At 66.7% G+C, this 24,168-nt stretch carries 21 protein-coding genes; 6 read left to right on the forward strand and 15 right to left on the reverse strand.

Annotated elements, in window-relative coordinates; all coding sequences use genetic code 11:
- Positions 1 to 2 precede the first annotated feature (2 nt).
- The 11 genes from ACSQ3Q_RS04475 to gspG form a co-directional block, all read right to left on the reverse strand.
- Complete coding sequence (locus ACSQ3Q_RS04475; protein ID WP_436133208.1) at positions 3 to 2,312, reverse strand: hypothetical protein; 2,310 nt, start codon at positions 2,310 to 2,312, stop codon at positions 3 to 5.
- A 368-nt stretch (positions 2,313 to 2,680) separates the two neighbouring features.
- Positions 2,681 to 4,069: a GspE/PulE family protein gene (locus ACSQ3Q_RS04480; RefSeq protein WP_436133209.1), complete on the reverse strand. Its 1,389-nt coding sequence runs from the start codon at positions 4,067 to 4,069 to the stop codon at positions 2,681 to 2,683.
- 35 nt (positions 4,070 to 4,104) lie between these two features.
- Positions 4,105 to 6,744, reverse strand: coding sequence for a type II secretion system secretin GspD (gspD, locus tag ACSQ3Q_RS04485; protein ID WP_436133210.1), 2,640 nt, complete (start codon positions 6,742 to 6,744; stop codon positions 4,105 to 4,107).
- A 4-nt stretch (positions 6,745 to 6,748) separates the two neighbouring features.
- The gene (gene gspN, locus ACSQ3Q_RS04490; RefSeq protein ID WP_436133211.1) at positions 6,749 to 7,558 is read right to left on the reverse strand and encodes a type II secretion system protein N; all 810 of its coding nucleotides are present in this window, start codon (positions 7,556 to 7,558) and stop codon (positions 6,749 to 6,751) included.
- Between the two features lie 69 nt (positions 7,559 to 7,627).
- Entirely contained in the window at positions 7,628 to 8,188 is a 561-nt protein-coding gene (gene gspM, locus ACSQ3Q_RS04495; protein WP_436133212.1) for a type II secretion system protein GspM, read from the reverse strand.
- Positions 8,185 to 9,465: a type II secretion system protein GspL gene (gspL, locus tag ACSQ3Q_RS04500; RefSeq protein WP_436133213.1), complete on the reverse strand. Its 1,281-nt coding sequence runs from the start codon at positions 9,463 to 9,465 to the stop codon at positions 8,185 to 8,187. The genes gspM and gspL overlap by 4 nt, the downstream gene beginning before the upstream one ends.
- Before the next feature lie 83 nt (positions 9,466 to 9,548).
- Positions 9,549 to 10,559: a type II secretion system minor pseudopilin GspK gene (gene gspK / locus ACSQ3Q_RS04505; protein ID WP_436133214.1), complete on the reverse strand. Its 1,011-nt coding sequence runs from the start codon at positions 10,557 to 10,559 to the stop codon at positions 9,549 to 9,551.
- Positions 10,560 to 10,690: 131 nt separating this feature from the next.
- Positions 10,691 to 11,449, reverse strand: a complete 759-nt coding sequence (locus tag ACSQ3Q_RS04510) for a PulJ/GspJ family protein (protein WP_436133215.1) — start codon at positions 11,447 to 11,449, stop codon at positions 10,691 to 10,693.
- On the reverse strand, positions 11,449 to 11,832 hold the full coding sequence (gene gspI, locus ACSQ3Q_RS04515) for a type II secretion system minor pseudopilin GspI (RefSeq protein WP_436133216.1): 384 nt from the start codon (positions 11,830 to 11,832) through the stop codon (positions 11,449 to 11,451). The genes ACSQ3Q_RS04510 and gspI overlap by 1 nt, the downstream gene beginning before the upstream one ends.
- The gene (locus ACSQ3Q_RS04520; protein ID WP_436133217.1) at positions 11,829 to 12,260 is read right to left on the reverse strand and encodes a prepilin-type N-terminal cleavage/methylation domain-containing protein; all 432 of its coding nucleotides are present in this window, start codon (positions 12,258 to 12,260) and stop codon (positions 11,829 to 11,831) included. The genes gspI and ACSQ3Q_RS04520 overlap by 4 nt, the downstream gene beginning before the upstream one ends.
- Before the next feature lie 304 nt (positions 12,261 to 12,564).
- Positions 12,565 to 12,993: a type II secretion system major pseudopilin GspG gene (gene gspG, locus ACSQ3Q_RS04525; RefSeq protein ID WP_436133218.1), complete on the reverse strand. Its 429-nt coding sequence runs from the start codon at positions 12,991 to 12,993 to the stop codon at positions 12,565 to 12,567.
- 82 nt (positions 12,994 to 13,075) lie between these two features.
- Here gspG and ACSQ3Q_RS04530 point away from each other — a divergent pair, with 82 nt between their 5' ends.
- Entirely contained in the window at positions 13,076 to 13,531 is a 456-nt protein-coding gene (locus ACSQ3Q_RS04530) for a type II secretion system protein N (RefSeq protein ID WP_436133219.1), read from the forward strand.
- A 42-nt stretch (positions 13,532 to 13,573) separates the two neighbouring features.
- Here the strand turns inward: ACSQ3Q_RS04530 and ACSQ3Q_RS04535 are convergent, their stop codons facing one another.
- The 3 genes from ACSQ3Q_RS04535 to ilvA all read right to left on the reverse strand — a co-directional run bounded on the left by ACSQ3Q_RS04535 (position 13,574) and on the right by ilvA (position 16,686).
- Positions 13,574 to 14,215: a histidine phosphatase family protein gene (locus ACSQ3Q_RS04535; protein ID WP_436133220.1), complete on the reverse strand. Its 642-nt coding sequence runs from the start codon at positions 14,213 to 14,215 to the stop codon at positions 13,574 to 13,576.
- Positions 14,215 to 15,021: an adenosylcobinamide-GDP ribazoletransferase gene (cobS, locus tag ACSQ3Q_RS04540; RefSeq protein ID WP_436133221.1), complete on the reverse strand. Its 807-nt coding sequence runs from the start codon at positions 15,019 to 15,021 to the stop codon at positions 14,215 to 14,217. The genes ACSQ3Q_RS04535 and cobS overlap by 1 nt, the downstream gene beginning before the upstream one ends.
- 102 nt (positions 15,022 to 15,123) lie before the next feature.
- Complete coding sequence (gene ilvA, locus ACSQ3Q_RS04545; protein WP_436133222.1) at positions 15,124 to 16,686, reverse strand: threonine ammonia-lyase, biosynthetic; 1,563 nt, start codon at positions 16,684 to 16,686, stop codon at positions 15,124 to 15,126.
- 379 nt (positions 16,687 to 17,065) lie between these two features.
- Between ilvA and ACSQ3Q_RS04550 the strand changes: the two genes are divergently transcribed.
- Positions 17,066 to 17,515: an OsmC family protein gene (locus ACSQ3Q_RS04550; protein WP_436133223.1), complete on the forward strand. Its 450-nt coding sequence runs from the start codon at positions 17,066 to 17,068 to the stop codon at positions 17,513 to 17,515.
- Between the two features lie 84 nt (positions 17,516 to 17,599).
- Here ACSQ3Q_RS04550 and coq7 read toward each other — a convergent pair whose 3' ends face one another.
- Entirely contained in the window at positions 17,600 to 18,217 is a 618-nt protein-coding gene (gene coq7, locus ACSQ3Q_RS04555; RefSeq protein WP_436136938.1) for a 2-polyprenyl-3-methyl-6-methoxy-1,4-benzoquinone monooxygenase, read from the reverse strand.
- Positions 18,218 to 18,534: 317 nt separating this feature from the next.
- Here coq7 and ACSQ3Q_RS04560 point away from each other — a divergent pair, with 317 nt between their 5' ends.
- The 4 genes from ACSQ3Q_RS04560 to ACSQ3Q_RS04575 all read left to right on the forward strand — a co-directional run bounded on the left by ACSQ3Q_RS04560 (position 18,535) and on the right by ACSQ3Q_RS04575 (position 24,099).
- Positions 18,535 to 19,584, forward strand: coding sequence for a porin (locus tag ACSQ3Q_RS04560; RefSeq protein ID WP_436133224.1), 1,050 nt, complete (start codon positions 18,535 to 18,537; stop codon positions 19,582 to 19,584).
- A gap of 595 nt (positions 19,585 to 20,179) precedes the next feature.
- Positions 20,180 to 21,760, forward strand: coding sequence for an ABC transporter substrate-binding protein (locus ACSQ3Q_RS04565; protein ID WP_436133225.1), 1,581 nt, complete (start codon positions 20,180 to 20,182; stop codon positions 21,758 to 21,760).
- 141 nt (positions 21,761 to 21,901) lie between these two features.
- On the forward strand, positions 21,902 to 22,882 hold the full coding sequence (locus ACSQ3Q_RS04570; RefSeq protein ID WP_436133226.1) for an ABC transporter permease: 981 nt from the start codon (positions 21,902 to 21,904) through the stop codon (positions 22,880 to 22,882).
- On the forward strand, positions 22,882 to 24,099 hold the full coding sequence (locus tag ACSQ3Q_RS04575) for a M20 aminoacylase family protein (RefSeq protein ID WP_436133227.1): 1,218 nt from the start codon (positions 22,882 to 22,884) through the stop codon (positions 24,097 to 24,099). Before ACSQ3Q_RS04570 ends, ACSQ3Q_RS04575 begins: the two co-directional genes overlap by 1 nt.
- Positions 24,100 to 24,168: the final 69 nt, after the last annotated feature.

Below are 24,168 nucleotides of genomic sequence, written 5' to 3' on the forward strand. Positions count from 1 at the left end.
GATCATCGCGCCGCCGAGGCTGCACCTGCAGCTGCGGGCAGGGCGGTTGGTGAGGTGGGTGGCGTAGTTGGCGGGGCGGCGGGAACCCCACCGCCCGCGGCTGGAGGTGTTGATTCGACCGGTAGCGCCACCGGCTTCGCGGGCGCTGTCCACCGGTCCAGCCACTGCAAACGCCACGCAGTGATTCCCAAAACCAGCACCACCACCAGCGCGCTGAGGCTCCACCACAGCGGCGCCTTCGATTCGGCAAACGGATCCTGCAAGGTGCGGCGCGCGTTGTCAGGCACCTTGGCCGTTTGCGACAGCGATCCGCCCAGCCGGGTGTTGATGCGCATGCGTCCGTTGATCGCCCAGCCGCTGGCATCCAAGAGCGGTCCCAGGCTGCGCTGGCGCAGCTTGAGCCAGGCGATCAGCATGCTCGGGCCCGAGATGGCCAGCACGATGCCCACGAGCGCCAGCGGTATCCACACCCCCAGGTCCACAAACTTGGCAAACACCCCCACCAGCACTGCGCTGATGCTGCCCAGCGCCACGCCAATGGCCGCCACGGTGCCCACATCGGTGCGCCGGGGCGCCGTGGCAGTGAGGGTGTCGGCGGTGGTGGCAGTGCCCGCTGCCTTGAGCGGTGTGTTGGTCAGTGCGCCTGCGGTGCTCCCCAGCGACTTTTGCGCACGCGCCTCGCCGGCCGCAGCCCGCTTGGCCACCTGCTCCTCGATCAGGCGCACGAACTTCTTGTAGGGGGACAGAAAGGCCTGGGCAATGCTGGTCGGGTTCTCGACGATGCGCGTGATCGTGGCATCCCAGTCCTGGCCCTTGCGGTCGTAGAACACGCCGTTGCGGCCCACGAAGAGAAAGTCCACATCGCCGGCCGTGAACGCCGCCACGATGCCCATGTTCTGGCCCCTGCGTGTGCACTGGCAATAGGCCAGGTAGGTCTTGGCCAGACCCGCCAGCTTGGCATGCTGCGCGGCGTCGGCCACCTGCACCGTCAGGTCGCAGCTGCGCGCGTCCAGGTACAGCGTGCCGGCCTGAAAGATCGCGCCCTTGCGTTGGTAGAACGCCGAGAACGACACGAAGTTGTTCAGCAGCTCCAGCAGGTCGCGCTTGAAGCGCAGAAGCTTCTCCAGGTCTTTGGTGTGATCGTTGTGCTTCTGCTCGGCCTCGTCCTCGGCGATCAGGGCCATCACGCGTTGCCGGGCGTCGCTGCGGTGCAAGGAGTGCAGCACCTCGTCACCCAGCACATCCAGCGGGGTGGCGGGCCGGTCTGCCAGCCACTGCTGGCACGGTGCCAGCGCCGTGGTGATGGTGTGCCATTCTTGCTGCGTCAAGGTATCTGCCTGGCGCCCCAGCAGCGGCGCCACCGTGTGATCGCGGAACGTGCGCACTGCGCCGGCCCAGGCCGGATTGACGCCCTCGGTCAGCGGCAGCAGAGCTTTGGGGGTGATCGGCGCCAGCGGCAAGGCCGTGATGGAGGGCGACGACAGATCCAGCTGGGTGCCTGCCATGGCGGTGTATTCCTCCAGCGACGGGTTGAGGGCCGTAGCCGCGCGCAGGTCGTAGGCCGCCAGTTGGCTGCGGGCGAAGAAATCCTCCACCTTGTGGGCGACTGTGTTCATGGCCTGGGTGGCCTGGAGCGTGTGTTCGCCCAGCGCGAGCGCAGTCGTCGCCTCCCGGGCCTTGGCGGCCCAGGCGGAGATCTTGTCCAGGTCGGCAAAAAACGCCTCGGCGCGGGGGCCGTCGATGCCGGGCAGCGGCGGGTCGCCCACCGGCGGTGTGCCTCCGTGGGTCTTCAGGATGTGCTCGATGGTCTCGCGCGCGAGCGTGTCGTCCTGCGCAGTGTCTGCAGTGATGATGCCGTCGCCGTTGAACCGCTGGGTACTCAGGTGCTCGCTGCGTGCCACCACGTCGGCCAGCGAAATGGCGGTGGCATCGGCTTGACCGGCCAGGGCCAGGATGCGCTGCGCCGCACCTGCCAGCGCTGCACCGGACTCGGTGTGGTCGTCGATGGCGGCGATGTCCAGTGTGTCGCCGGGCCGTGTCAGCTCGTCGGGGTCGCGCAGTTGCGCGCAGGCCCAGGCGCAGGCGGCCAGCAGCTCGGGCGGCCGGATGCGGCCATCGTGGTCGGTGTCGATGAGGTCCAGCGTGCGTTCATCGAATTCGATGCCACGCGTGGGGCAGGCCAGCGCCACCCACAGTTTCTGGTCCAGCTCCGGCAGACGGGCGATGTCCTCGCCGGTGCGGATGATGACCTGGTCTACGCCCCCGGCGCGAAAGAATTGCCAGGCGTGGGGCGGAGTGTGGGATGGGGGCATGAGCGACGGCAAGGCGGGGAAGGACTGCGAGGCAAGGAAGGACCGGAAAGGTGGCGCTGGTAGCGAAGCTGCTGCGGCGCCACGCGATAGCCACAGATTCTTCCGGGATGCCGCGCGTCGCTCCAGCGGCCAGGGGCCAAAGCCAGTGCAGGAAGGGGCCTACGCTGTAGGGCCGCTGAAGGGGGGGCTGGACGCGGGCAGGGCTCCCGGCGCGCCGCTGTGCGTCCGGCAGTGGTGCAGATTTTGTGCTTTATTGGTCGCTAGCGCTTATTCAATAAGCGCTGATAGCTATCAAATTAATAGCAGTGGATGCAACGCGCTGTGCGCTAGTCGGAAGCAGTGCCAGCGCCCCTGCGCCGCCCCAGCGCTCAGTCCCGCGTCACCCGCAGCACTTCTTCGCGGCTGGTGATGCCCGAGGCGATCAGTCGCTCTCCGTCCTCGCGCATCAATGCCATGCCATCGGCCAATGCAGCGGCGCGGATGTCGGCCTCCGACGCCTGGTTGTGGATTTGCGCTCGGATCGCGTCGGTGGTCACCAAGAGCTCGAACACCCCGGTGCGGCCGGTGTAGCCCGTCCGGCCGCAGTGCTCGCAACCGCTGCCATGGCAGTGGCTGCAGTACTTGCGCACCAGCCGCTGCGCCAGCACACCCAGCAGCGACGACGACAGCAGGAAGGGCTCCACGCCCATGTCGGTCAGCCGCGTCACCGCGCTGGCGGCGTCGTTGGTGTGCAGCGTGGCCAGCACCAGGTGGCCCGTCAGCGAGGCCTGGATGGCGATCTGCGCGGTCTCGAAATCGCGGATTTCGCCGATCATGATGATGTCCGGGTCCTGGCGCAGGATGGCGCGCAAGGCCTTGGCAAAGGTCAGCTCGATCTTGCTGTTGACTTGCGTTTGACCGACGCCGGGCAGCTCGTACTCGATGGGGTCTTCCACCGTCATGATGTTGTTGCGCGTGGCATCGAGCCGCCCCAGGCCCGCGTACAGCGTGGTCGTCTTGCCCGAGCCCGTGGGCCCGGTCACCAGGATGATGCCGTGCGGCTGCGAGATCAGGCCTTCGAAGCGGCGCAGGGTGTCGCCCTGCATGCCCACGGCTTCCAGGCTCAGCTTGCTTTCGCTCTTGTCCAAAAGCCGCAGCACCGCGCGCTCGCCGTGGGCGCTGGGCAGCGTGGACACACGCACGTCGATGGCACGCGTGCCCAGGCGCAGGCTGATGCGGCCGTCCTGCGGCAGGCGCTTTTCGGAGATGTCGAGGTCCGCCATGATCTTCAGGCGCGAGATCAGCGCGGCGTGCAGCGCGCGGTTGGGCTGCACGACTTCGCGCAGCGTGCCGTCCACCCGAAAGCGCACGCTGGAATGGCGCTCGTACGGCTCAATGTGGATATCGCTCGCGCCGTCGCGCGCGGCCTGCGTGAGCAGGGCGTTCAGCATGCGGATGATGGGCGCGTCGCCGGCGGACTCCAGCAGGTCTTCCACCGCGGGCAGCTCCTGCATCATGCGCGAGAGGTCGGCATCGCTTTCGACCTCGCTCACCACCGTGGCGGCGCTCGACTCGCTGTGCGAGTACGCCGCGCTAATGCGCTGCGCCAGACCGGGCGCATCCAGCGGCAGCAACTGGTGCACGGGGTGCTTGCGCAGCACCTCGGACAGCGCGCCCGCATCGGGGCTCGGGCCATGCCACAGCACCAGCTGCTGGCCGTCATCCTCCAGCAGCAGCTGGGCCGTGCGCGCAAAGGCGTAGGGCAAGGGGTGGCGCATAGAGAGTCAGTTCCTTGTCGGCGTCAACAACACGCTCACAGCGCCTGGGCGGCCACTGTGGCGTTCAGCGCCAGCTTGCCGCGCACCGTGGCGGCAGCGGCATGGGCCGCGTCCTCGGTCGAGAAAGGGCCCACGCGCACGCGGGTGGCCTTGCCGCGGTTGGTGTCCACCGCCTGCAGCGACAGCGGCAGGGCCGAGTCGCGCAGCTTGGCCAGGGTGCTGCGCGATTGCGCATCCTGGCCGAACACGCCCACGTTCACGTAGTACAGCGGCGCAGGGACCTGTGCCTTGGCCACCGCTGCCACGGGCTCGGCAGGCGCGCTGCTGAGGGGGGCCGCGGCCGGGGCCGGCTGCACCGGCGGCGCGATGGGGGTGAGCTGCTGCATGGGCAGCGGCACGGGGGCGGCCGGCTGCACGGGCATGGGGGTGGCGACGGGCACCACACGCTCTGGCAGCGGTGGCAGCACTGGGGCGCCGGACACCGACTTCATCGGCAGGCTTGGGGCAGGCTGGGTGGCATGCTGCAGCGCGCGAATGGCCTCGTAGCGGTCCATCATCAGCGCATCGCTGGTGGCGTTGTCGCGCACGACGATGGGACGCAAAAACACCATGAGGTTGGTCTTGTTGCGCGAGCGGGTCTCGCTGCGGAACAGGTTGCCCACCACCGGCAGGTCGCCCATCAGCGGGACCTTGTCTTGCCCTTGCGAGTAGCTGTCTTCCAGCAGGCCGCCGATCACGATAATGCTGCCGTCGTCCACCACCACGTTCGACTCGATAGAACGCTTGCTGGTGCTGGGGCCGTTGGCATTGCTGAGCGTGGAGGTATCGATCTTGGAGACCTCCTGGTAGATCGCCATCTTTACGGTGCCGTTCTCGCTGATCTGCGGGCGCACCTTGAGCATCAGGCCCACGTCCTTGCGCTCCACGGTCTGGAACGGGCTCACGGTGCTGCTGCCCGTGGTGTTAGCGTACGAGCCGGTGACGAAGGGCACGTTGTTGCCGATGATGATGCGCGCCTCTTCGTTGTCGAGCGTCATCAGGTTGGGCGTGGAGAGCACGTTGGCATCGCCACTGTTTTGCAGAAAGTTGGCCAGCGCGCCGAGGTAATACTGCCCGTTGACGCGGGGTGCCAGCGCCAGGTTCAGGCCCTGGCCCAGGCCGGCAGCGGCCGTGCCGATGGTGGAGACATTGCCCGACGCCAGCGCCGCGGTAATGCCCAGGATGTTTGCACCTGCCTGGCCGGAATTGGTACCGATCACGCCCACGGTGCCGTCACCCTGTTTGCCCAGAATGCCCTGCCACTGGATGCCGAACTCGGCCAGCTTGGTGGCGGAGACTTCCACGATCAGGCTCTCTACCAGCACCTGCGCGCGGCGGCCGTCGAGCTTGTCGATCACTGCGCGCAGCTGGCGGTACAGCGGCTCGGGCGCAGTGATGATGAGCGAGTTGGTGGTCGGGTCGGCCTGGATCTGTCCGCCCGTGGAGGGCTGGTTGTTGTTGGTGTTGCTGGTGCCCATGGCGCTGCTCCCAGCGCCCAGCCCGGAGCTGCTGTTGCTGCTGCCGCCCGCCAAGCCACTGCCGCCCGACAACATGCTGCTGCCCCCATTGCTGCCGCCGCTAAGCCCGCCGCTGGGCGCGGCCGGGCTGCTGCTGCCGCCGGCGCTCGCGCCACCGTTGCCGCCCGTGCCCATGGCCGCCATGGCCGCACGCAGCGTGGTGGCGAGCTTGGTGGCATCGGCGTTCTTCAGGTAGACCACGTGGATGTTGCCGGTGGCCGCGCTGCTGCCGGGCGCAGGCGCCTGGTCCAGCTGGGCGACCAGTGCGCGCACCTGGGACACGCGCGCGGGGTTGGCGGCGCGCAGGATCAGCGAGTTGCTGCGGGGCTCGGCAATCAGCGTGGTCTTGAACGAGGTATCGGCCTGGCCCGGCGCCGCTGCGGGCGCGGCGCCGGCGCCCGTGCCGCTGCCGCCGTCGATGAGGCGCGCCACCAGCGGGGCGAGGTCGGTGGCCACTGCATTGCGCAGCGGGATCACTTCCACGTCGCTGGCGTTCGAGACATCCATCGCCGCCACGATGCGCGCCAGGCGCTGCAGGTTGTCGGCGTAGTCGGTGATCACCAGCGAGTTGTTGCCGGGGTTCACGTTGATGGTGTTGTTGGGGCTGATCAGCGGGCGCAGCACCGGCACCAGGTTGGCCGCGTTTTCAAAATTCAGTTTGAAGATCTGCGTGACGATCTGCCCGCCACCGGGTGCGGAGCCCGAACTGCCTTGCACCACGCTCACGCTGCCGCCCTGCAGCTTGGCGTCGGCTTCGGGGACCACCTTGTACAGGCCCGCCGCCTCGACCACGGTGAAGCCCTGCAGCCGCAGCGCGGCCAGGAACTGCTGGAAGGCGGCGGCGGGGGTCACAGCGCGTTCGGTGACCAGGTTGAGCTGGCCCTTCACGCGCGGGTCCACCACCACGTTGCGGCCGGTGATGGTGGCCATGGTGCGCGCCACCGCCTCGATCTCGGCGTTGGCGAAGTTCAGCGTGACCGGCTCGCCCGAGCGCACGCTGCCGGTGCGGGTGTCGATCGCGGTCTGAGCATTGATTTGGCCGCCAGCGCATGTCAGTAAGGCGCTTGCAGCTATTGTTTTAATAGCAAATGCCAGGCGTGGTGACAACAGGGAATTCATAGGTTCAACCCACGGTGATGATGGAGCGCGCGCCGCTGCGCCGTCCGATGATGTTCAGGAGATTGGACAGGGCCGCCTCGCGCTCGGGGGCGGCGCTGGCCTCGCCCGCAAAACGCAGGCGCTGGCCCACCCATTGGCCGGTGCCGTTCAATTGCAGGTGGCCGTCGAGCGTGCTGAGCGTGAGCGTGGGCACCTCGCCCCCCGCCAGCACCAAACGGTAGCTGCCCATGGGCCGCAGGGTGGACAGGCGCGAAGACATCGCGCGCGCCTCCATCTGGGCCTGGCCTGCCAGCGTCATGCGGCCCGCGTTCCAGCTGGCCGCAAGGCCGCGGGTCTGCACGGCCAGCTGGCCCTGCGGCTGCAGCGTGTTCCAGGGCGTTCCCAGCCCGGCCAATACGGCGGCCGGCCATTGGCTCTGGCCGTCTTTGACAAGGACCAGCGGACCGGCCCAGCGCGGCCGCACTTGCAGCTGCAGGGGCTGGGGCGTGCAGCAGCTCGCGTGCAGCTGGGCGCTCAGGCCGGTCAGGCTGGGGCGCAGGCGCCAGTCCACCCGGCCGGGCAGCGCAGCGCGGTCTTGGCTGGCGGCGCCGCCGGTCAGCACCAGTTGCGCGGACCCGGTCCAGACCGTGCCACGCGCCTGCAGCAGCTGCACCTGCCCCTGGGTGGCGCGCGCCACGCTTTGTGCGAGCCACTGCGCGGGTGCAAAAACCACCACCGCCGGCAGCACGCCCGCCACGGCGCCGGCCAGCGCCCAACCCCACGCGGAACGGGGCGCGCGGACGGGAGGCTTGCGGTGTCGGTTGCTGGTGGCCACGTGGGGAAGGTTGTCGATGGGAGAGGGCGCGTGTGTGTCGGGCAGGTCGGTCGTGTGATCCGGCGTCGGTCAGCGGGCGGCCGGCAGGGCCAGCACCAACGTACCGTCCCAGCGCGGCATGGCCACGGCTGCAGCGCCCAGTACCACCGGTGTTGTGCCACCTGCCGCGGGGGTGGCCGCCGCAGTGCTGCGAACCAGGCGCGCCTCGACCGGCGTGGCGCGGGCGTTGCTGCGCGCTTGCGCCAGCCACTGGCCCAGCGCGTCGGCCGGCGCACCTTTGAGCGTGACGGTGGCCCGGTCGCCCACTACGTTGAGCTGGGCGGTGTTGCCCAGGCGCTGGGTGAGGGCGGTGCGCAGCGCGCCCACGGCGTCGCCGGTGGTGGTGCGTGGGGCCGATTGCAGCTGCTGGGCTTCGGCCTGCAGGCTCAGCATCTGCTGCAACTGCGTGTCGAGCGCCGCATGGCGCGCGGGGGCGGTGCGCAGTGTGGCCAGGGCAGGCGCCACGGCCAGCCACCACAACAGCGCGAACGCGATCAGTCCACCTGCAGCCAGGACCAGGGACTGTTCGCGTGGTGCCATGGCCTGCCAGCGCGCTCGCAGGGCTGCGGTGGTGGGGGTGTTGCGTGTCATTGGCTGCCTCCTGCGCTGGCCCGTAGAACCAGGCTGCCATCGTCAACCCGCGCGCGGTAGCCCAGGGGCTCGAGCCGGGTGGTGAAGGCGGTTTCCTCGTCGGGAGGCAGCGCCACGCCGCGCAGGCGCAGCTCACCAGGGGAATATTCGATGCCCGTGGGCTGGCGGCCGGCGGGCAGGGCCGTGCCCGCGGCGGCCAGCAGGGGCTCCAGGTCCCGCGTGGACACGCTGCCGGCGGCCTGGCGCAGCTGGGCGAGTTCCCGCTCCATTTGCACCGGTGCGTCGACGACGACCTGCACCTTGGGGAAGGTCTGCGTCAGCGTGGCGCGCACGGCGGCTTGTTTTGCGGCCAGCGACTGGCGTTCCTGCCAGGCCCAGGCATTGAGGCCGATCAGGTGCGCTGCCACAAGCACCCCGGCGCCCCAGCGCGCGGCACGCCACTGCGGCGCATAGAGCAAGGCGCTGGCCAGACTGCCCGCCTTGCGCAGCGCGCGCGTGCGTCCGGTGCTAGCCAGGTCGAACTGGGCCAGGTCCCAGTCGCTTCGCGCCGCGTCCAGCGCGCGCTGGCTGGCGGTGTGCAGCACCACACGCTGGCCCAGGGTGCGCTCGGCAAGCGCCGCCACGGCGGGCTCGGCGCGCACCACCAGGGCGTCACCGTCGCCGTCTTGTGGCGCGGCCTCAGCCGGTGCGCCAGCGCGGGCCAGCGCGATGGCCATGTTGGACAAGGGCAGCACCGCCACGCCTTGGTCGGCGCCCTGGCCAGTCAGCACCACACAGGCGTCTTCTGGCGTGCCCAGCGCGCACAGTTCGGGGCGCCCGCTGGCGGTGGGCCCGGGGGCAAATTCAGGCACCACACGCGACACACGGCGGCCTGCGGCTTCCAGCGCCTGCAGGTTGTCGCGCAGCCAGGCTCGGTCGCACACCGCCACCCACAGCGGCTCGCCGGCTTGCGCGCCGGGCTGCAGCGCAAAGTGCAGTTGCGTGGCGTCATCCAGCACCCGGTCTTCGAGCAGGCCGTCGAGCACGGAACGCAGTCGCGGCGTCTGCTGCCCAGGGCCGAGCGCGAGCCCCGGGGGCAATTGCACGCGTTGCCACGACAGTGCCCGTGCCGGCACCACGGCCACCACCTCGCCACCAGGGCGCGTGGGCTCGGGCAGCAGCGCGGCCGCTGCGGTGGCGTGTCGGGTGGCGGTGTGGCCGTCCGCCGTCAGCGTGTAGCTGTACTCGGTGGCGGGGCCCGGGCGGGCCAGCGGCAGGAAAAGGATGAGGGTGCTCATGGACGGGTTTTGCAGGCCATTTTAGGGGGAGGGCATGTCAGTGCCCGGCCCAGCGTGCGGATGTGTTGCGGATGGGATGCTTCTCAGCGCTGGCCCTGCGGCAGGCCCTGGGTGGTTTCGCGGTCGAAAGCGCCGCGTTCGCGCCACAGGGTGGTCACCTCAATGCCTTGTTTGCGCACCAGCGAACGCTCGTCCACCATCACGTCGCCCAGGCGCAGGCGGCCCCGCACCTCGAAGTAGGACGAGGCCACGGCGTGCGCGCCTTCGTTAATGTCGATGGTGGCCCCGAGCAGGTCGCGCACCTCGCTGAGCGTGCGGAAGTGGCGGGACTCGCGCGCCTGCAGGATCTTCTGGGCGCTGGCCATGTCCAGGCCATCGATGGCGGCCACCAGCACATCGATGTTGGCGGTGTTGAGGTTGACCGGCGTGCGCACAGGCAGCACGGCCACATGGGGGGTGAGCGTGGCCACGGTGGTGGGGCTCAGCCCCAGCCAGCTGAGTTGGGACACCGCGGGCGGCATCAGCGGCGCCGAGCTGCTGTCATTGCCGCTGGTGGCCTGGGCCCGCCGCAGGGCATCGGCCAGCAGGCTCAGCTCCTGCGGCGGCAGCCCGAGCCGCTCGAACAGCCGCGTGAACTGCCGCAGTGGCAAGGACTGGTCCGGCCCGCTGACCGCCAGGTTCATGAGGTTCAGGCGCCCCTGCATGTCCGAGATCTGCCCCGACAGAAACGCCTCGGTGGTGTCGATGCTGGCGTCATCGACCTGGCTCACGTTCTTGTCGGCTGCCAGAAAGGTTGACAGCCGCGCCTCTTGGAGTGGCACGGCCCAGGGCTCGGCCAGGTGGTCGGCACCGCCCGAGCGGCCGTCTTCGCGCAGGATGAGGCGAGACCAGTCGAGCGCACCCACCAAAATCCAGGTGGACTGGACCCGGCCACGCTCGGCCGTCTCGACCTCGACCGCGCGCCACTGCTGCCACATGGCCGCCGCCGCAAAAGTGGCCACCAGCGTGACCGTGAGCATGGCCAGCAGCAGCGCCGCGCCGCGGGATCGATGAAACGGTTGCGGCCTTGTGAAACGGGCTTTGCCAGTCCGCATGTCGGGCCCCGCGAGCGCGCAGTGGCACTGGCGCGCCCCAAGCCAGCGCCACCGCGGAACTGGCTTTGCCAAACCACCGGTGGCGTCCCCCTTCAGGGGGGGGGATGATGCGAAGCGGCTCAGGAGGGACCTCATGTTCTGCCCCCACCCAGCACCGGGCTCACCCAGTCGCGCGTGAGCCGGCCCACCAGGGCCTGGCCCGGCGGCAGCGTGATCTGCAGGCGCACGCCGTCGGGAATTGCGGTCGAATTGCCTGACCCGGCGCCGCTGCTCGACAGCGCGTTGGACCATGCACCGCCGCGGTAATAAAAGATCTGCCAGTTTTCGAGCGGCAGCAATGTGGTCTCGTAGCGCCGCTCGGCCTCGCCGGGGCTGCGTGCCCATTGGCCCGCCAGCTGCCAGGCTTCCTGCCATTCGGCGCGGGTGCGCACCGGGGGGGATTGCCAGCGCATCCACCGGCCTGCGCCCTGTGCGCCCCGCACCGTCCAGGCCACCACCAGCGCGCCTTCGTCGGGCACGGCGCTGCTGCGCCGGGTGATGCGCAAGACCTGGCCATCCCAATCGAGCGGCGTGGTGTTGGCAATGGGCATCAGCGCATCCAGGTCGGTGCCCCACTGACCCAGGGCCGCCTGCAGCACCAGCATCTCATCCGCCCGCTGCCGCGTGATCTCTTGCGCCCGCACCATGCCATCGAGCCCACGCCAACTGAGGATGGCCAAGAGGCTCATCACTGCGATGGCGAGAAGCAGCTCGACGAGCGTGAATCCGCGCGCGCCCCTGGCATGTGAAACCGGCGCTGCGCCATCGCGAGGACGGCCAGCAAGGGCCGCCCCGCAGCAAAGGCCGTCGTCCCCTCGGGGGGAAGGCGCGAAGCGACTCAGGGGGGCCATCAATACCTTCCGATGATGGTCGAGATGCGCAGGATGGAGTTATCGCCATCCAGCACCTGCGCGTCCATGCGGCGAAAGCTCGGGTTGGGCGTGGGCCGTACGATCAAGGCCACAGTCAGCTGCCGCCCGGCCTGCTCGCAGGTGACCGTGCTGTCGCCCACGCTGGGCATCTGCCGCGACAGGCGCGCAGCCACCAGCTCGTTCTCGGCGCACAGCTGGGCCAGCACGATGTCCGACTGCCGCAGCGCATTGCGTGTGAGCGCAGTGGTGGCCTGCAGACCCGCCATGAGCGCAATCGCGACGATGCTGAGCGCAACCAGCACCTCTACTAGGGTGAATCCGCCCTCGGGCGTACAACGGGCCGACTGCTGGCGTACTTTCACTGGACCGGCTCGACAGTGAACGGCCGCACGCCGTCGGTGGCCACGCGCAGCGTGCGGTCGGGGTACGTCTGGTGGGTGATCAGCACCTGCTGGGGGCCGATCAATGGTTCGGGCCCGAGCACCAGCACCGTCGGCGCGCGCACCGTGGTGCCCGCGTCCAGCCATTGGCTGGGCAGGGCTGCCTGCGCGCTGGGCGCCAGCCCTTCAAAACGAAACCCGCGTGCATCGGCACGCCAGCGCACCGGCATACCGCCAGCACGCGACTGGGCCCGCGCGGATTCGAGCAGCGCCGCCAGCCGGGCCGCCTCGCGCTCGACCAGCGTCTGCCCGCTGTCGCGCATCGCCACACCCACCCCGGCCGTGGCCAGCGCGATGATGCTGATGACGACCAGCAACTCAAGGAGAGTGAAACCGCGTGAGCGGTTCATGGGCTCATGCGACGCGAGGTTGCAACGGTCACGGCGTCACCCGAGGGCGTGCGGCCGCCGCGCCGGGCCGCCCCTAGGCGAAACGCAGGCCCTTGGGGGCAGCGACCACACGCAGTGGGGAGCGTGGGGGCCATGGTTTCGCCGCCGGGCCGTCCCAAGGCGAAACGCGCCCCTTGGGGGGCAGCGACCACACGCAGTGGGGAGCGTGGGGGCCATGGTTTCGCCGCCGGGCCGTCCCAAGGCGAAACGCGGCCCCCTCGGGGGGCAGGGAGCGACACGAAGTGCGCGACCGTGGGGGTCATGCCTACTGCCAACTGCCAACGTCCGCATCCTTGCCTTCGCCGCCGGACTGCCCATCGGCGCCGAACGACATCACGTCGATCTCGCCCTTGATGCCGGGGTTCAGGTACTGGTAGGGGCGGCCCCAGGGGTCGTTGGGCAGCTTTTCCAGATAGAGCTTCCAGTTGTTGGGCACGGGGCCGGAGGTGGGCTTGTTGATCAGCGACTGCAGGCCCTGCTCGGCCGTGGGGTAGCGCTGGTTGTCCAGGCGGTACAGCTTGAGCGCCTGCATGATGTTGGTGATGTCGGTGCGGGCGGCGGTCACGCGGGCATCGTCGGCGCGCTCGAGAACATTGGGCACGATGAGGGCGGCCAGCACGCCGATGATGACGAGCACCACCATCAGCTCGATGAGGGTGAAGCCCCGGGCCAGGCTGCGGCGGGCGGAGCGCAAGAGGAGAGGGAAGGAAGTGTTCACTGCTGGCGGTCTCTCGGGTGGTCGGTCGGTGTCAGATCGGGTGAATCATAATCCCCGCATGGTGACCAATTCACACAGCAAATGGGGCGTACGCCTGGGGACTTTGACCCTTTGGGCCGCGGCGGGCGCCAGCGTGGTGTTCTGGGGCTTGCGCCTGTCGGCCCCCGCGGCTGGGGCGGCCGCCCCGGTGATGGTGCCGACAGCGGTGTCGCCGGATGCCCAGGCCCTGGCCCGCTTGCTGGGCGCCGTGCCGGCCGTGGCGGGTGCTGCGCCCGCAGTGGCAGCGCCTACGCTGGCCAGCCGCTTCGCGCTGATCGGGGTGCTGTCGGGCCGGAGCAGTGGCGGCGGCGCAGCGCTGATCGCGGTGGATGGCAAGCCAGCCAAGCCCTTCCGGGTGGGCGCTGCGGTGGATGAAGGCCTGGTGCTGCAGGCGCTGGGTCCGCGCCAGGCGCAGCTGGGTGGGTCGATGGATGGCGCTGCCACCCTCACGCTGGACATGTCCCTGAAGAACTGAGTCAGGCCGGGGCGAGCCCCCGGGCTGGGCGAGCGGGCCGACTTAACTGTTGAAGGGCGCTTGGAGCGGTGCTTGCAAAAGCGCGATCTCCCACTGCCCCCAACCCGGTGCGGCCACGGGCCATTCCTCAGAACGCGGCAGCACGTCGCCCTGGGCCTGCAGCCAAGCCACGCAGCGGATCACGCCAGCGTGGGTGATCCACACGACATCCTGCGCGGGTTCGTGGGTCCGTTGGGCGGTGTCGCAATGGGAACGCAGCGCATCGGCAACGCGCGCCAGCACCGAGGCCAGGTTGTCGCCGCCGCCGGGGCGGTAGCTGGTAAACCCGGCCGTCCAGGCGTCGATGTCAGCGCGGGGGATGGTGTCCCAGGCCTGCCCTTCCCAGGTGCCGAAGTCCATTTCGCGCAGGCGGGCGTCGGGTTTTGATGCTAAATCGGGCCTCAGCGCTTGCAGGGACTGCGCAAGCTGCTCACATCTTTGTAGCGTTGAGTGAAACACAGCCGCTTGAGGGGGCAGGGCGGCGGCCAGGCGCCGTGCTGCGGCGCGGGTGGCGGTGGCGTCGGCGGGGATGTCCAGCGCGCCATAACAGGTGCCAGGCGCCACCAGCGGATCGGCATGGCGCACCAGCCAGAGTCGGCGGTTGTGGAAGGGGCCCTTCGCGGCGTCCGTGCCCGTCGCCTTCATCACATCCAGCGCAGCGCCAGCGCCGCGCCCAGATAAAAGCCGATTTCGCTGACCTGCTGCGTGGCGCCCAGGCAGTCGCCGGTAAAGCCTTGGAGCCGGCGCGCAAACCAGCGCGCCATCCAGGCGGCGGCCACGGCGCTCAAGGCGATGGATGCTATCAAATAGAGAGCTGGTTGGGCATATACCACCAGCGCTAGGGGCACTAAACACCACAAAACAGCAACCGCCAACGCGCCGCCCGAGATCTGGTCGGCCAGCGGCTTGCTTTTGGACCGGGCAGTGTCGCCCACATGCGGCAGGCTGCGCACGATGAACAGCGGCCACAGGCGCGACAGCACATGCGCGCCCACCAGGGCCGATGTGGCGGCCAGCAGACTGTGGGCGCCCAGCAGCGCCAGCAGGCTGAGCTTGGCCAACAGGGCCAGCACCAGCGCCATAGCGCCATAGGCCCCGATGCGCGAGTCTTTCATGATGTCGAGCGCGCGCTCCCGGTCGGCACTGCCGCCCAGGCCGTCGGCCACATCGGCCAGCCCGTCTTCATGGAAGCCGCCCGTCATCAGCACCGTGGCCACCGTGCACAGCACCGCGGCCACGGCGGGTGCCCACGGGCTGGGTGCTAGCGCCCAGTGCAGGGCGGTGTAGACGCCCACGGATAGCAGCGCGGCCAGCCACCCGATGCCCGGAAAGTGCGCCGCGCTGGCCCGCAGCATGGCGGGGCTGAATCCCACCCACTCGGCCAGCCGGCCGGTGACCGGGATGCGGGTGAAGAACTGCACGGCCAGCAGGTAGTGGCGCAGGGGTTGCATGGCGTGCGTGACCTGGGGTGTGGTGGAGTGGGGTGGTGAATTGCTACTATTTTTATAGCTGCTGGCGCTTGCCTATCAAGCGATAGAGGCTATTTTTTGGTATTATTTGGAGCGCAGGAACAGGCGGTAGGCCGGGTTCAGCGTCTCTTCCACATAGGGGTAGCCCAGCGTGGCCAGGAACGCGTCGAACGCGGCCTTGTCCTCGGCCGGCACCTGCATGCCCACGAGGATGCGGCCGTAGTCGGCGCCCTGGTTGCGGTAGTGGAACAGGCTGATGTTCCAGGTGGGCTGCATCAGGCTCAGGAACTTGAGCAGCGCACCGGGCCGCTCGGGGAAGGTGAAGCGCATCATCCGCTCGTCCTGGGCCAGCGCCGAATGGCCGCCCACCAGGTGGCGCAGGTGCTCCTTGGCCAGTTCATCGTGCGTGAGGTCCAGCGCCTCGAAACCTTGCTGGCCGAAGTGGCTGGCGATCTCGGTGGACTCGCCCTTGCCTTGCGTGGTCAGGCCCACGAACACATGCGCACGGTCTGCGTCGCTGATGCGGTAGATGAACTCGGTCACGTTGCGCGGGCCGCCGGGCAGGCCACCCACCACTTCGCAAAAGCGCCGGAAGCTGCCGCGCTCCTCGGGGATGGTGACGGCGAACAGGGCTTCGCGCTCTTCGCCCACTTCGGCGCGCTCGGCCACGAAGCGCAGGCGGTCGAAGTTCATGTTGGCGCCGCACAAAATGGCAGCGTAGGTCTCGCCCGTGGTCTTGTTCTCGGCCACGTACTGTTTGATGGCGGCCACGGCCATCGCGCCAGAGGGCTCGACGATGCTGCGCGTGTCCACGAAAACGTCCTTGATGGCGGCGCAGACGGCGTCAGTGTCCACCGTGATGAACTCATCCACCAGGCCGCTGGCGACGACGCGGAAGGTTTCCTCGCCCACCAGCTTGACGGCAGTGCCGTCGGCGAACAAGCCCACATCGGCCAGCGTGACGCGTTGATGGGCCTGCACAGACTGGTGCATGGCGTCGGAGTCGTAGGTTTGCACCCCGATCACCTTGATCTCGGGCCGCACCGCCTTGATGTAGTTGGCCACGCCCGAGATCAGCCCGCCGCCGCCGATGGCGACGAAGATGGCGTCCAGCTTCTGCGAGCCCAGGCCTTGCAGCTGGCGCAGGATTTCCATCGCGATGGTGCCCTGGCCCGCGATGACGTCTGGATCGTCGAAGGGGTGGACAAACGTCAGGCCTTGCTCTTGTTGCAACTGCAACGCGTGGTTGTACGAGTCGAAATAGCTTTCGCCGTGCAACACGACTTCGCCGCCCAGTTCCTTCACCGCATCGACCTTGATGTTGGGCGTAGTCGTGGGCATGACGATGATGGCGCGCACGCCCATCTTGCGGGAGCTGATGGCCACGCCCTGGGCATGGTTGCCGGCCGATGCGCAAATCACCCCGCGCGCCAGCTGCTCGGGCGTGAGGTGCGCCATCTTGTTGTAGGCGCCGCGCAGCTTGAAGCTGAACACCGGCTGCTGGTCTTCGCGCTTCAAGAGCACCTTGTTGTGAAGGCGCCGGCTGAGATTGTGGGCGGGCTCCAGCGCCGACTCGATGGCCACGTCGTAGACGCGGGCGGTCAGGATCTTCTTGAGGTAGTCGGCGGGGGTCAGAGGCTGGGACATGGCGGAGGCAGGCTGTGCAGGCGGTGGAGCGCCGCCAGATGGCGGGGCCCACATCATAGGGCGTCGACTTTCGCGGCCCTGGCGCAGCAACGCGCTGGTGAGGGCGCCACCACGGAAGGGCCGGCCAAAAAAAAGCCCCGGGTCGTGAGACCTGGGGCTGAATCCATCCTTTGAGGAGATGGAGGAGACAATCGGTGCGGGGCATGTGCCTGAAGCAGTGTTCGAGGCCGGTTGCCATCTGCTTTGCCCATTGCTGGAAAAGCAGCGCTTGGTGTGAAGTTTAGCGCGACTCGTGTTGCGATGCAGCAAAATCAACAGCAAATTTAATTCGCCGGGCTGATCCGTGCGAAAAAAACGACGTCATCAAGGAGAAATATCAATGGAATGCACAGTCAGCTGGACCGGCGGGGCCGGAACGCGCTCTGGCATGGGCTTTGTTGCGGAAACCGGCAGCGGCCATGTTCTGACCATGGACGGCGCGCCCGACACGGCGAACCCCGCCAACGGCGGCCAGAACCTGGCGCCTAGGCCCATGGAGACGGTGCTGGCGGGCACGGGAGGCTGCACCGCCTATGACGTGGTGCTGATCCTCAAGCGGGGCCGGCACGATGTGCGGGGTTGCAGTGTCAAGCTGACCACTGAGCGCGCGCAGGTCGATCCGAAGGTGTTCACCAAGATCCACATGCATTTCACGGTGACCGGCAAGGGCATCCCCGCCGCTGCAGTGGAACGCGCCATTGCCATGAGCCACGACAAATACTGCTCGGCCAGCATCATGCTGGGCAAGACTGCGGAGATCACGACCGGGTTTGATGTCGTGGAGGCCTGAGACGGGCGGGCCACAAGGCGTCGCGACACCGAGGTGCAGATTTTTTGCACTGAACCGGTGCGGGTGCCGATGGCCGGCTGCGCGTCAGATGTAGTGCGCCGTGGTCGTCATGACCTTCGCCGCGGCCCTCATCGCGGCACGGGCGGGGGCGGGCAATTCGATGGCTCCCGAGGCGCGCGCCTGCGCGGCGTGCCGCTCCTCGTCATCCTTCATGCGGGCCACCACTGCGCGGGACGGCAGATCCTGCTCCGGCAAGCGTTTGAGATGGCTCTCCAGGTGCGCCGCCACTTGTTTTTCGGTCTCGGCCACAAACCCCAGGCTCGCTCGGTCGCTGATCCTGGCGGCCACGAGGCCGAGCGCAAATGCCCCGGTGAACCACAGGGGGTTCAGCAGGCTGGGCCGTGCGCCCAGCGCATCCAGGCGCTGCTGCGTCCAGGCGAGGTGGTCGGTCTCCTCGCGGGCCGCGTCGAGCAATTGGGTCCGCAAGCCAGCGTCCTTCGTCACCGCGGCCTGGGCGGTATACAACGCTTGGGCGCATACCTCACCCACGTGATTGACACGCATCAACGCCCCTGCAAGCCGCTTCTGGGCTGCGTCCAGCGAGGGCTCCACCATGCCGTGCGCCGGCGTCGGCTCTACTGCCCGAGGGGCGGCGAAAAGCGTGCGAAGAGCATGGTCAGCGGCAACTAACAAAGAATCCATGGATGCTTTCAGATTGGCAATAGTGCAGAAACACAAGTTGCACATGGATACATGTGCTAGGCCTTGTTTTTTGGGTTCTTGCAAGGCAAAGCCGTGATTTTGCAGGGCCCCGGTCGAATGTTGCAACACTGCAACGAATTTCCCCTTTCGGGCCAATTGTGGGTGAATTCCTTTGCGAAACCCGGCCGGGTCTGGTGCAATAAGAGCAACTTCCCCACCAGGAGGTTGGCCCGGGGAACCGGCGGGACTGTGCAGGTGTGTATTCACCATAGACCCCCCGTACCGGCGCCCTATGTTTAACCTTGGAGTAACTCGCAATGAAAAAATCCCTGATTGCCCTGGCTGTGCTGGCTGCTTCCGGCGCTGCAATGGCTCAATCTTCCGTGACCCTGTTCGGCGTGGTTGATGCAACCTACGCTTACGGTTCCGGTAGCGTCGCTAACCGTTCGCAATTGACGAACTCCGGCTACAACAGCAGCCGTCTGGGTTTCCGCGGCGTTGAAGATCTGGGTGGCGGTTTGTCCGCTTCGTTCTGGCTCGAAGCTGGTCTGAACAATGACAACGGTACCGGTGGCGTTACCAACACCAACAACCAAGCAGCTACCAGCACTGGCGGCGGCCTGGTGTTCAACCGTCGTTCGACGGTTAGCCTGAACGGCGGCTTCGGTGAAGTTCGTCTGGGCCGTGATTACACTCCCCAATTCTGGAACCTGACTGTGTTCGATCCGTTCGGCACGAACGGCGTTGGCACGACCCAAACCCTGAACTCCAGCCTGGGTGGCCCAACCACCATCCGCGCTTCGAACGCCATCGGCTACTTCCTGCCAGGCAACCTGGGCGGATTCTACGGCCAAGCTCAGTACTATCTGGGTGAAAACCTGAGCAACGCTGCCAACAAGAAGGACGGCAACGGCCTGGCAGCTCGCGTTGGTTACGCCAACGGCCCTATCAACGTCGCTCTGGCCGCTTCGCAAACGAAGTACCTGGTTTCCGGCAACATCAAGTCGTGGAACCTGGGCGGTCAATATGACCTGGGCGTGGCCAAGATCATGGCTCACTACAACCAAGACAAGATCAGCGGCGGCGCTGACGGTAAGGGTTTCCTGATCGGTGGTCTGGTTCCCGTGGGCGCTGGCGAAGTTCGTCTGGCTTACTCCACGTACAAGGTTGACACCGTTGGTGCTGACCCACGTTCGAACAAGATCGCTCTGGGCTACGTGCACAACCTGTCGAAGCGCACTGCTCTGTACGCAACGTACGCTCACGTGAGCAACAAGAACGGCGCTGCTCAGTCCCTGAACGGTTCCGTGACTGCTGCTGGCGACAACTCCAACGGCTACGACTTCGGTATCCGTCACAGCTTCTAATATCGAACTGGCCTCTGGCCAGTTACCGATATACAAGCTTAAAAAGCCGCCTTCGGGCGGCTTTTTTTATGGCCAGCATTATCGACTCAGGTCTAGGTCATAGTGCTGGTGGAGACGCACAAGGGCCTCTGGAAATTCCTGTGGATGCACCGGTGCGAGGCAGATTTTCACTGCGCGTGCTCACAGGGTCGGCTGTCACTACGCAGAAGCTGCTGCGAATATTGTGTGCGCGGGTTCGAAGCAGGAGCCATCGTCACCGGCTTCTCCAACCACTGAGCACATGCCCCGTGCGGGCAGGGCCTTTGGCGTGAGTCGACTAACAAGCCTTGCAGCTTGCTCGGACAACACGTGTAACTCCGGGAACATTGCAGCGCGCCAAACGGCCTCGATAACCCCGCAACCGACGCGCGTTGGCAAACTGTCGCCCAGGTTCCTCTCCCTCTTGTCTCGATGCCAGTTCTTGGCACCATCCTTGCGTATCCTCCAGTGAAAAATTCCTTCCTTAGGCCCTTCTTAGTGCCTGGGATTCAGGGATTTCCCGTTGGCTATAGAGCAACCTTTACTGCATAGTAAAACTTTTATTCAAGAGGGCTCCATGAAACTCAAATACAGTCTCTTGCCGTTGGCTGCCGCAGCTGTACTGCTTGCCGCACCAGCTTTGCACGCAAAGCCCTTCAAGTGGGCAAGCCAGGGCGAAATCGCCACCTGGGATATTCATTCCCAGAACAATGCGCTGCAAAACGGCATCCATGCGAACGTGTACGAGAGCCTCGTCTACTACAACAGCAAGACTTTTGACGTAGAGCCCGTCCTCGCAACCGCGTGGAAAGAGATCAGCCCCACACAGGTGCGTTTTACGTTGCGCCAAGGTGTGAAGTTCCATGATGGATCGGCCTTCACCGCAGACGACGCCGTGTACTCGCTTCAGCGCGCCATGGCCAAGACATCCAACTTCACGCCATATGTCCAGGGCATCAGCAAAGTGAACAAGGTGGATGCCCAGACCATCGACGTCATCCTGAGCGCACCCAACCCGGTGTTGCTGCGCCAGATGACCGAGCTGCGCATCATGAGCAAGGCCTGGGCTGAAAAGAACAAGTCGGTCGAGCCGAAGGACATCAAGGGGTCTGACGAGAACTTTGCGCACCGCAACGCCATGGGCACCGGCCCCTACACGCTAGACTCCTGGCAGCCAGACGTGAAGATGGTCTTCAAGCGCAACCCCAACTGGTGGGGCAAGATGGACGGCAATGTGACCGAGATCGTCTACACCCCGATCAAGTCGGCCGCGACGCGCATTGCAGCGCTGCTGTCGGGCGAGGTGGACATGGTGCTCGACCCTACACCCCAGGACCTGGGCCGCCTGCGTGCCAGCCCTGATCTGAAGGTGATCGACGGCATTGAAAACCGCACCATCTTCCTCGGCATGGACCAGTTCCGTGAAGAGCTGCCGGGTTCCAACATCAAGGGCAAGAACCCGCTCAAGGATGTGCGCGTGCGCAAGGCGCTTTACCAAGCCATTGACGCAGACACGATTTCGCGCAACATCATGCGCGGCCTGGGCAAGCCCACCGGCACCATCGTGGCGCCCCAGGTGGCGGGCTACACCGAAGCCGTGGGCAAGCGCTTCCCCTACAGCGTTGAAGCCTCCAAGAAGCTTCTGGCGGAGGCGGGCTACCCCGACGGCTTTGAAGTGGACTTCGCCTGCCCCAACAACCGTTACATCAACGACGAAGCCATCTGCCAGGCCGTGACCGCGATGTGGTCCCGCGTGGGTGTGAAGGCCAAGCTGCGCACGCTGCCGCTGGTGAACTACTTCCCCATGATCCAGCGCTACGAAGCCAGCATCTACATGCTGGGCTGGGGCGTACCAACGTTTGACGCCCTGTACAGCCTGCAGTCGCTCACACGCTCGGTGGGCCAAGGCGGTGACGGCAACTACAACGTGGGCCGCTACAGCAACCAGCGCATGGACTATCTGGTCGACCGCATCAAGGCAGAGACGGACGCGCCCGTGCGCACCCGCATGCTGACCGAAGCGTTGCAGCTGTCCAACGACACGGTCTCCCACATCCCTCTGCATGACCAGGTGATCCCCTGGGCCCTGAAGAAGAACGTGGAGTTGGTCCACCGCGCCGACAACCGTGTGGACATGCGCACGGTCAAAGTGAACTGATCGATTGTCGATACGCTGAGAGCAAGGGCCTCGCAGGCCCTTGCTCTCTTTGATTCAGTTGACGACGACGTATTGCCAACCAGCGCCCCGGCCATCAAAAGTGGTCGCGGCGCTTTTATCGAACACTCACTCGACTTCCCGATGCTCGCTTTTATATTGCGCCGCCTGATACAGGCAGTGATCGTCATGGTCACGGTGGCCTTCATCTCCTTCATGCTGTTCCAGTACGTGGGGGACCCCGTGGTGTTTTTGCTGGGACAAGATGCCACCCCTGAACAGATACGCGAACTGCGGGCATCCCTCGGTTTGGACAAGCCCTTCTTTGTGCAGTTCTGGCACTTCCTGGTCAATGCCGCGCAAGGCGAATTCGGCTTGAGCCTGCGCCAGGGCGCGAAGGTCTCGCGCCTGATTGCCGAACGCTTCCCCGCCACGCTGGAGCTGGCCCTTGTCGCGGCCGTGCTCGCCCTGGCCATTGGTGTGCCGATGGGCGTGTATGCAGCGCTGAAGCGCGGCACCTTCACCAGCCAGCTGTTCATGACGCTGTCGCTGCTGGGTGTGTCCCTGCCGACCTTCCTCATCGGCATCCTGCTGATCCTGGTGTTCGCCGTCACGCTGGGCTGGTTCCCAAGCTTTGGCCGCGGCGAGGTCGTGCAAATGGGCTGGTGGAGTACCGGCCTGCTCAAGGCCAAGGGCTGGCACCACATCACGCTGCCCGCCATCACGCTGGCGATTTTCCAGCTCACGCTGATCATGCGGCTGGTGCGTGCCGAAATGCTGGAGGTGCTGCGCACCGACTACATCAAGTTTGCGCGGGCGCGCGGCCTGTCCAATCGGGCCATCCATTTCGGCCACGCGCTCAAGAACACGCTGGTGCCGGTGATGACCATCACCGGCCTGCAGCTGGGCGGCCTCATTGCGTTTGCCATCATCACCGAGACCGTGTTCCAGTGGCCCGGCATGGGTCTGCTGTTCATCCAGGCCGTCACGTTCGCCGACATCCCCGTGATGGCCGCCTACCTGTGCCTGATCGCCCTCATCTTCGTGGTGATCAACCTGGTGGTCGATCTGCTGTACTTCGCCGTCGATCCGCGCCTGCGCGTGGGCAAGGCAGGAGGCCACTGATGCAAGGCCCTCGCCTGAAGGCCGGCGGCCGGGCGTTTGCGCACATCGCGCAGTTCCATCCTGAGCTGACCGCGCTGCGGCGCGATCTGCATGCGCACCCTGAACTGGGCTTTGAAGAGATCTATACCGGCAGCAGGGTGAAAGAGGCGCTCAAGGTCTGCGGCGTGGACGAAATCCATGACGGCATCGGACGCACCGGCATTGTGGCGGTGATCCGCGGCCGCAGCACGTCCAGCGGCAGCATGGTCGGCCTGCGGGCGGACATGGACGCCTTGCCGCTGACCGAGCACAACGACTTTTCCTGGAAGTCGTGCAAGTCCGGGCTCATGCACGGCTGCGGCCATGATGGCCACACCGCCATGCTGGTCGGTGCTGCGCGCTACCTGGCGGAGACCCGCAACTTCGACGGCACCGCGGTGCTGGTGTTTCAGCCCGGAGAAGAAGGCTTGGCCGGCGCGCGCGTGATGATGGAAGACGGGCTGTTCGACAGGTTCCCGGTGCAGTCCATCTACGCCATGCACAACTGGCCTGCGATGAAGCCCGGAACCGTGGGCATCAATTCCGGCCCCATGATGGCCGCGGCCGACCGCTTCACCATCGAGATCACCGGCCGCGGTGGCCACGGTGCCCATGCGTACCAGACGGTCGATGTGGTGGTCGTGGCCGCGCACATCATCACGGCGGCGCAAAGCATCGTCTCGCGCAACGTGCGTCCCATCGAGAGCGCCGTGGTCAGCATCTGCGCCATGCAGGCCGGCGATCTGGGCGCGTTCAGCGTGCTGCCCGGCAGCGCGACGCTGGTGGGCACCGTGCGGACCTTTGATCCCCAGGTGCAAGAGATGGTGGAAAAGCGGCTCAAGGAGCTGTGCAACGCCATCGCCCTGGGCTTTGGCGCAACCGCCACCGTGCATTACGAGCGCATCTACCCGGCCACGATCAACAGCGAAAGCGAAGCCGTTTTTGCGGGCGACGTGGCCGAATCCCTGCTGGGCGCAGACCATGTGGTGCGCGACCTCGAGCCCAGCATGGGCGCAGAGGATTTCGCCTTCATGCTCCAGACCCGGCCGGGCGCGTACCTGCGCATTGGCCAGGGCTTGGGCGCGAGCGGCAGCGCCCTGCACAACAGCCGCTACGACTTCAACGACGACATCTTGCCCCTTGGCGCCGCCTTGCACGCGAGCCTGATCGAGCAGGCCATGCCCTTGCCCGCGGCTTGATGTCTTTGCCGACCACCGCATCTCTCCAAGACCATTCAACCCGAGAGCCCACACGCTTTCGACCACCGT

Source organism: Acidovorax sp. LjRoot129, assembly GCF_964253765.1.
In the GTDB taxonomy this organism is placed as follows: Bacteria; Pseudomonadota; Gammaproteobacteria; order Burkholderiales; family Burkholderiaceae_C; genus Acidovorax.

What these genes read in the sequence shown, in the direction of transcription:
- ACSQ3Q_RS04475 (WP_436133208.1), bottom strand. Translation starts at nt 2,312, where the DNA reads ATGCCCCCATCCCACACTCCGCCCCACGCCTGGCAATTCTTTCGCGCC.
- ACSQ3Q_RS04480 (WP_436133209.1), bottom strand. Translation starts at nt 4,069, where the DNA reads ATGCGCCACCCCTTGCCCTACGCCTTTGCGCGCACGGCCCAGCTGCTG.
- gspD (WP_436133210.1), bottom strand. Translation starts at nt 6,744, where the DNA reads ATGAATTCCCTGTTGTCACCACGCCTGGCATTTGCTATTAAAACAATA.
- gspM (WP_436133212.1), bottom strand. Translation starts at nt 8,188, where the DNA reads ATGACACGCAACACCCCCACCACCGCAGCCCTGCGAGCGCGCTGGCAG.
- gspL (WP_436133213.1), bottom strand. Translation starts at nt 9,465, where the DNA reads ATGAGCACCCTCATCCTTTTCCTGCCGCTGGCCCGCCCGGGCCCCGCC.
- gspK (WP_436133214.1), bottom strand. Translation starts at nt 10,559, where the DNA reads ATGCGGACTGGCAAAGCCCGTTTCACAAGGCCGCAACCGTTTCATCGA.
- ACSQ3Q_RS04510 (WP_436133215.1), bottom strand. Translation starts at nt 11,449, where the DNA reads ATGGCCCCCCTGAGTCGCTTCGCGCCTTCCCCCCGAGGGGACGACGGC.
- ACSQ3Q_RS04520 (WP_436133217.1), bottom strand. Translation starts at nt 12,260, where the DNA reads ATGAACCGCTCACGCGGTTTCACTCTCCTTGAGTTGCTGGTCGTCATC.
- ACSQ3Q_RS04530 (WP_436133219.1), top strand. Translation starts at nt 13,076, where the DNA reads ATGGTGACCAATTCACACAGCAAATGGGGCGTACGCCTGGGGACTTTG.
- ACSQ3Q_RS04535 (WP_436133220.1), bottom strand. Translation starts at nt 14,215, where the DNA reads ATGAAGGCGACGGGCACGGACGCCGCGAAGGGCCCCTTCCACAACCGC.
- cobS (WP_436133221.1), bottom strand. Translation starts at nt 15,021, where the DNA reads ATGCAACCCCTGCGCCACTACCTGCTGGCCGTGCAGTTCTTCACCCGC.
- ilvA (WP_436133222.1), bottom strand. Translation starts at nt 16,686, where the DNA reads ATGTCCCAGCCTCTGACCCCCGCCGACTACCTCAAGAAGATCCTGACC.
- ACSQ3Q_RS04550 (WP_436133223.1), top strand. Translation starts at nt 17,066, where the DNA reads ATGGAATGCACAGTCAGCTGGACCGGCGGGGCCGGAACGCGCTCTGGC.
- coq7 (WP_436136938.1), bottom strand. Translation starts at nt 18,217, where the DNA reads ATGGATTCTTTGTTAGTTGCCGCTGACCATGCTCTTCGCACGCTTTTC.
- ACSQ3Q_RS04560 (WP_436133224.1), top strand. Translation starts at nt 18,535, where the DNA reads ATGAAAAAATCCCTGATTGCCCTGGCTGTGCTGGCTGCTTCCGGCGCT.
- ACSQ3Q_RS04565 (WP_436133225.1), top strand. Translation starts at nt 20,180, where the DNA reads ATGAAACTCAAATACAGTCTCTTGCCGTTGGCTGCCGCAGCTGTACTG.
- ACSQ3Q_RS04570 (WP_436133226.1), top strand. Translation starts at nt 21,902, where the DNA reads ATGCTCGCTTTTATATTGCGCCGCCTGATACAGGCAGTGATCGTCATG.
- ACSQ3Q_RS04575 (WP_436133227.1), top strand. Translation starts at nt 22,882, where the DNA reads ATGCAAGGCCCTCGCCTGAAGGCCGGCGGCCGGGCGTTTGCGCACATC.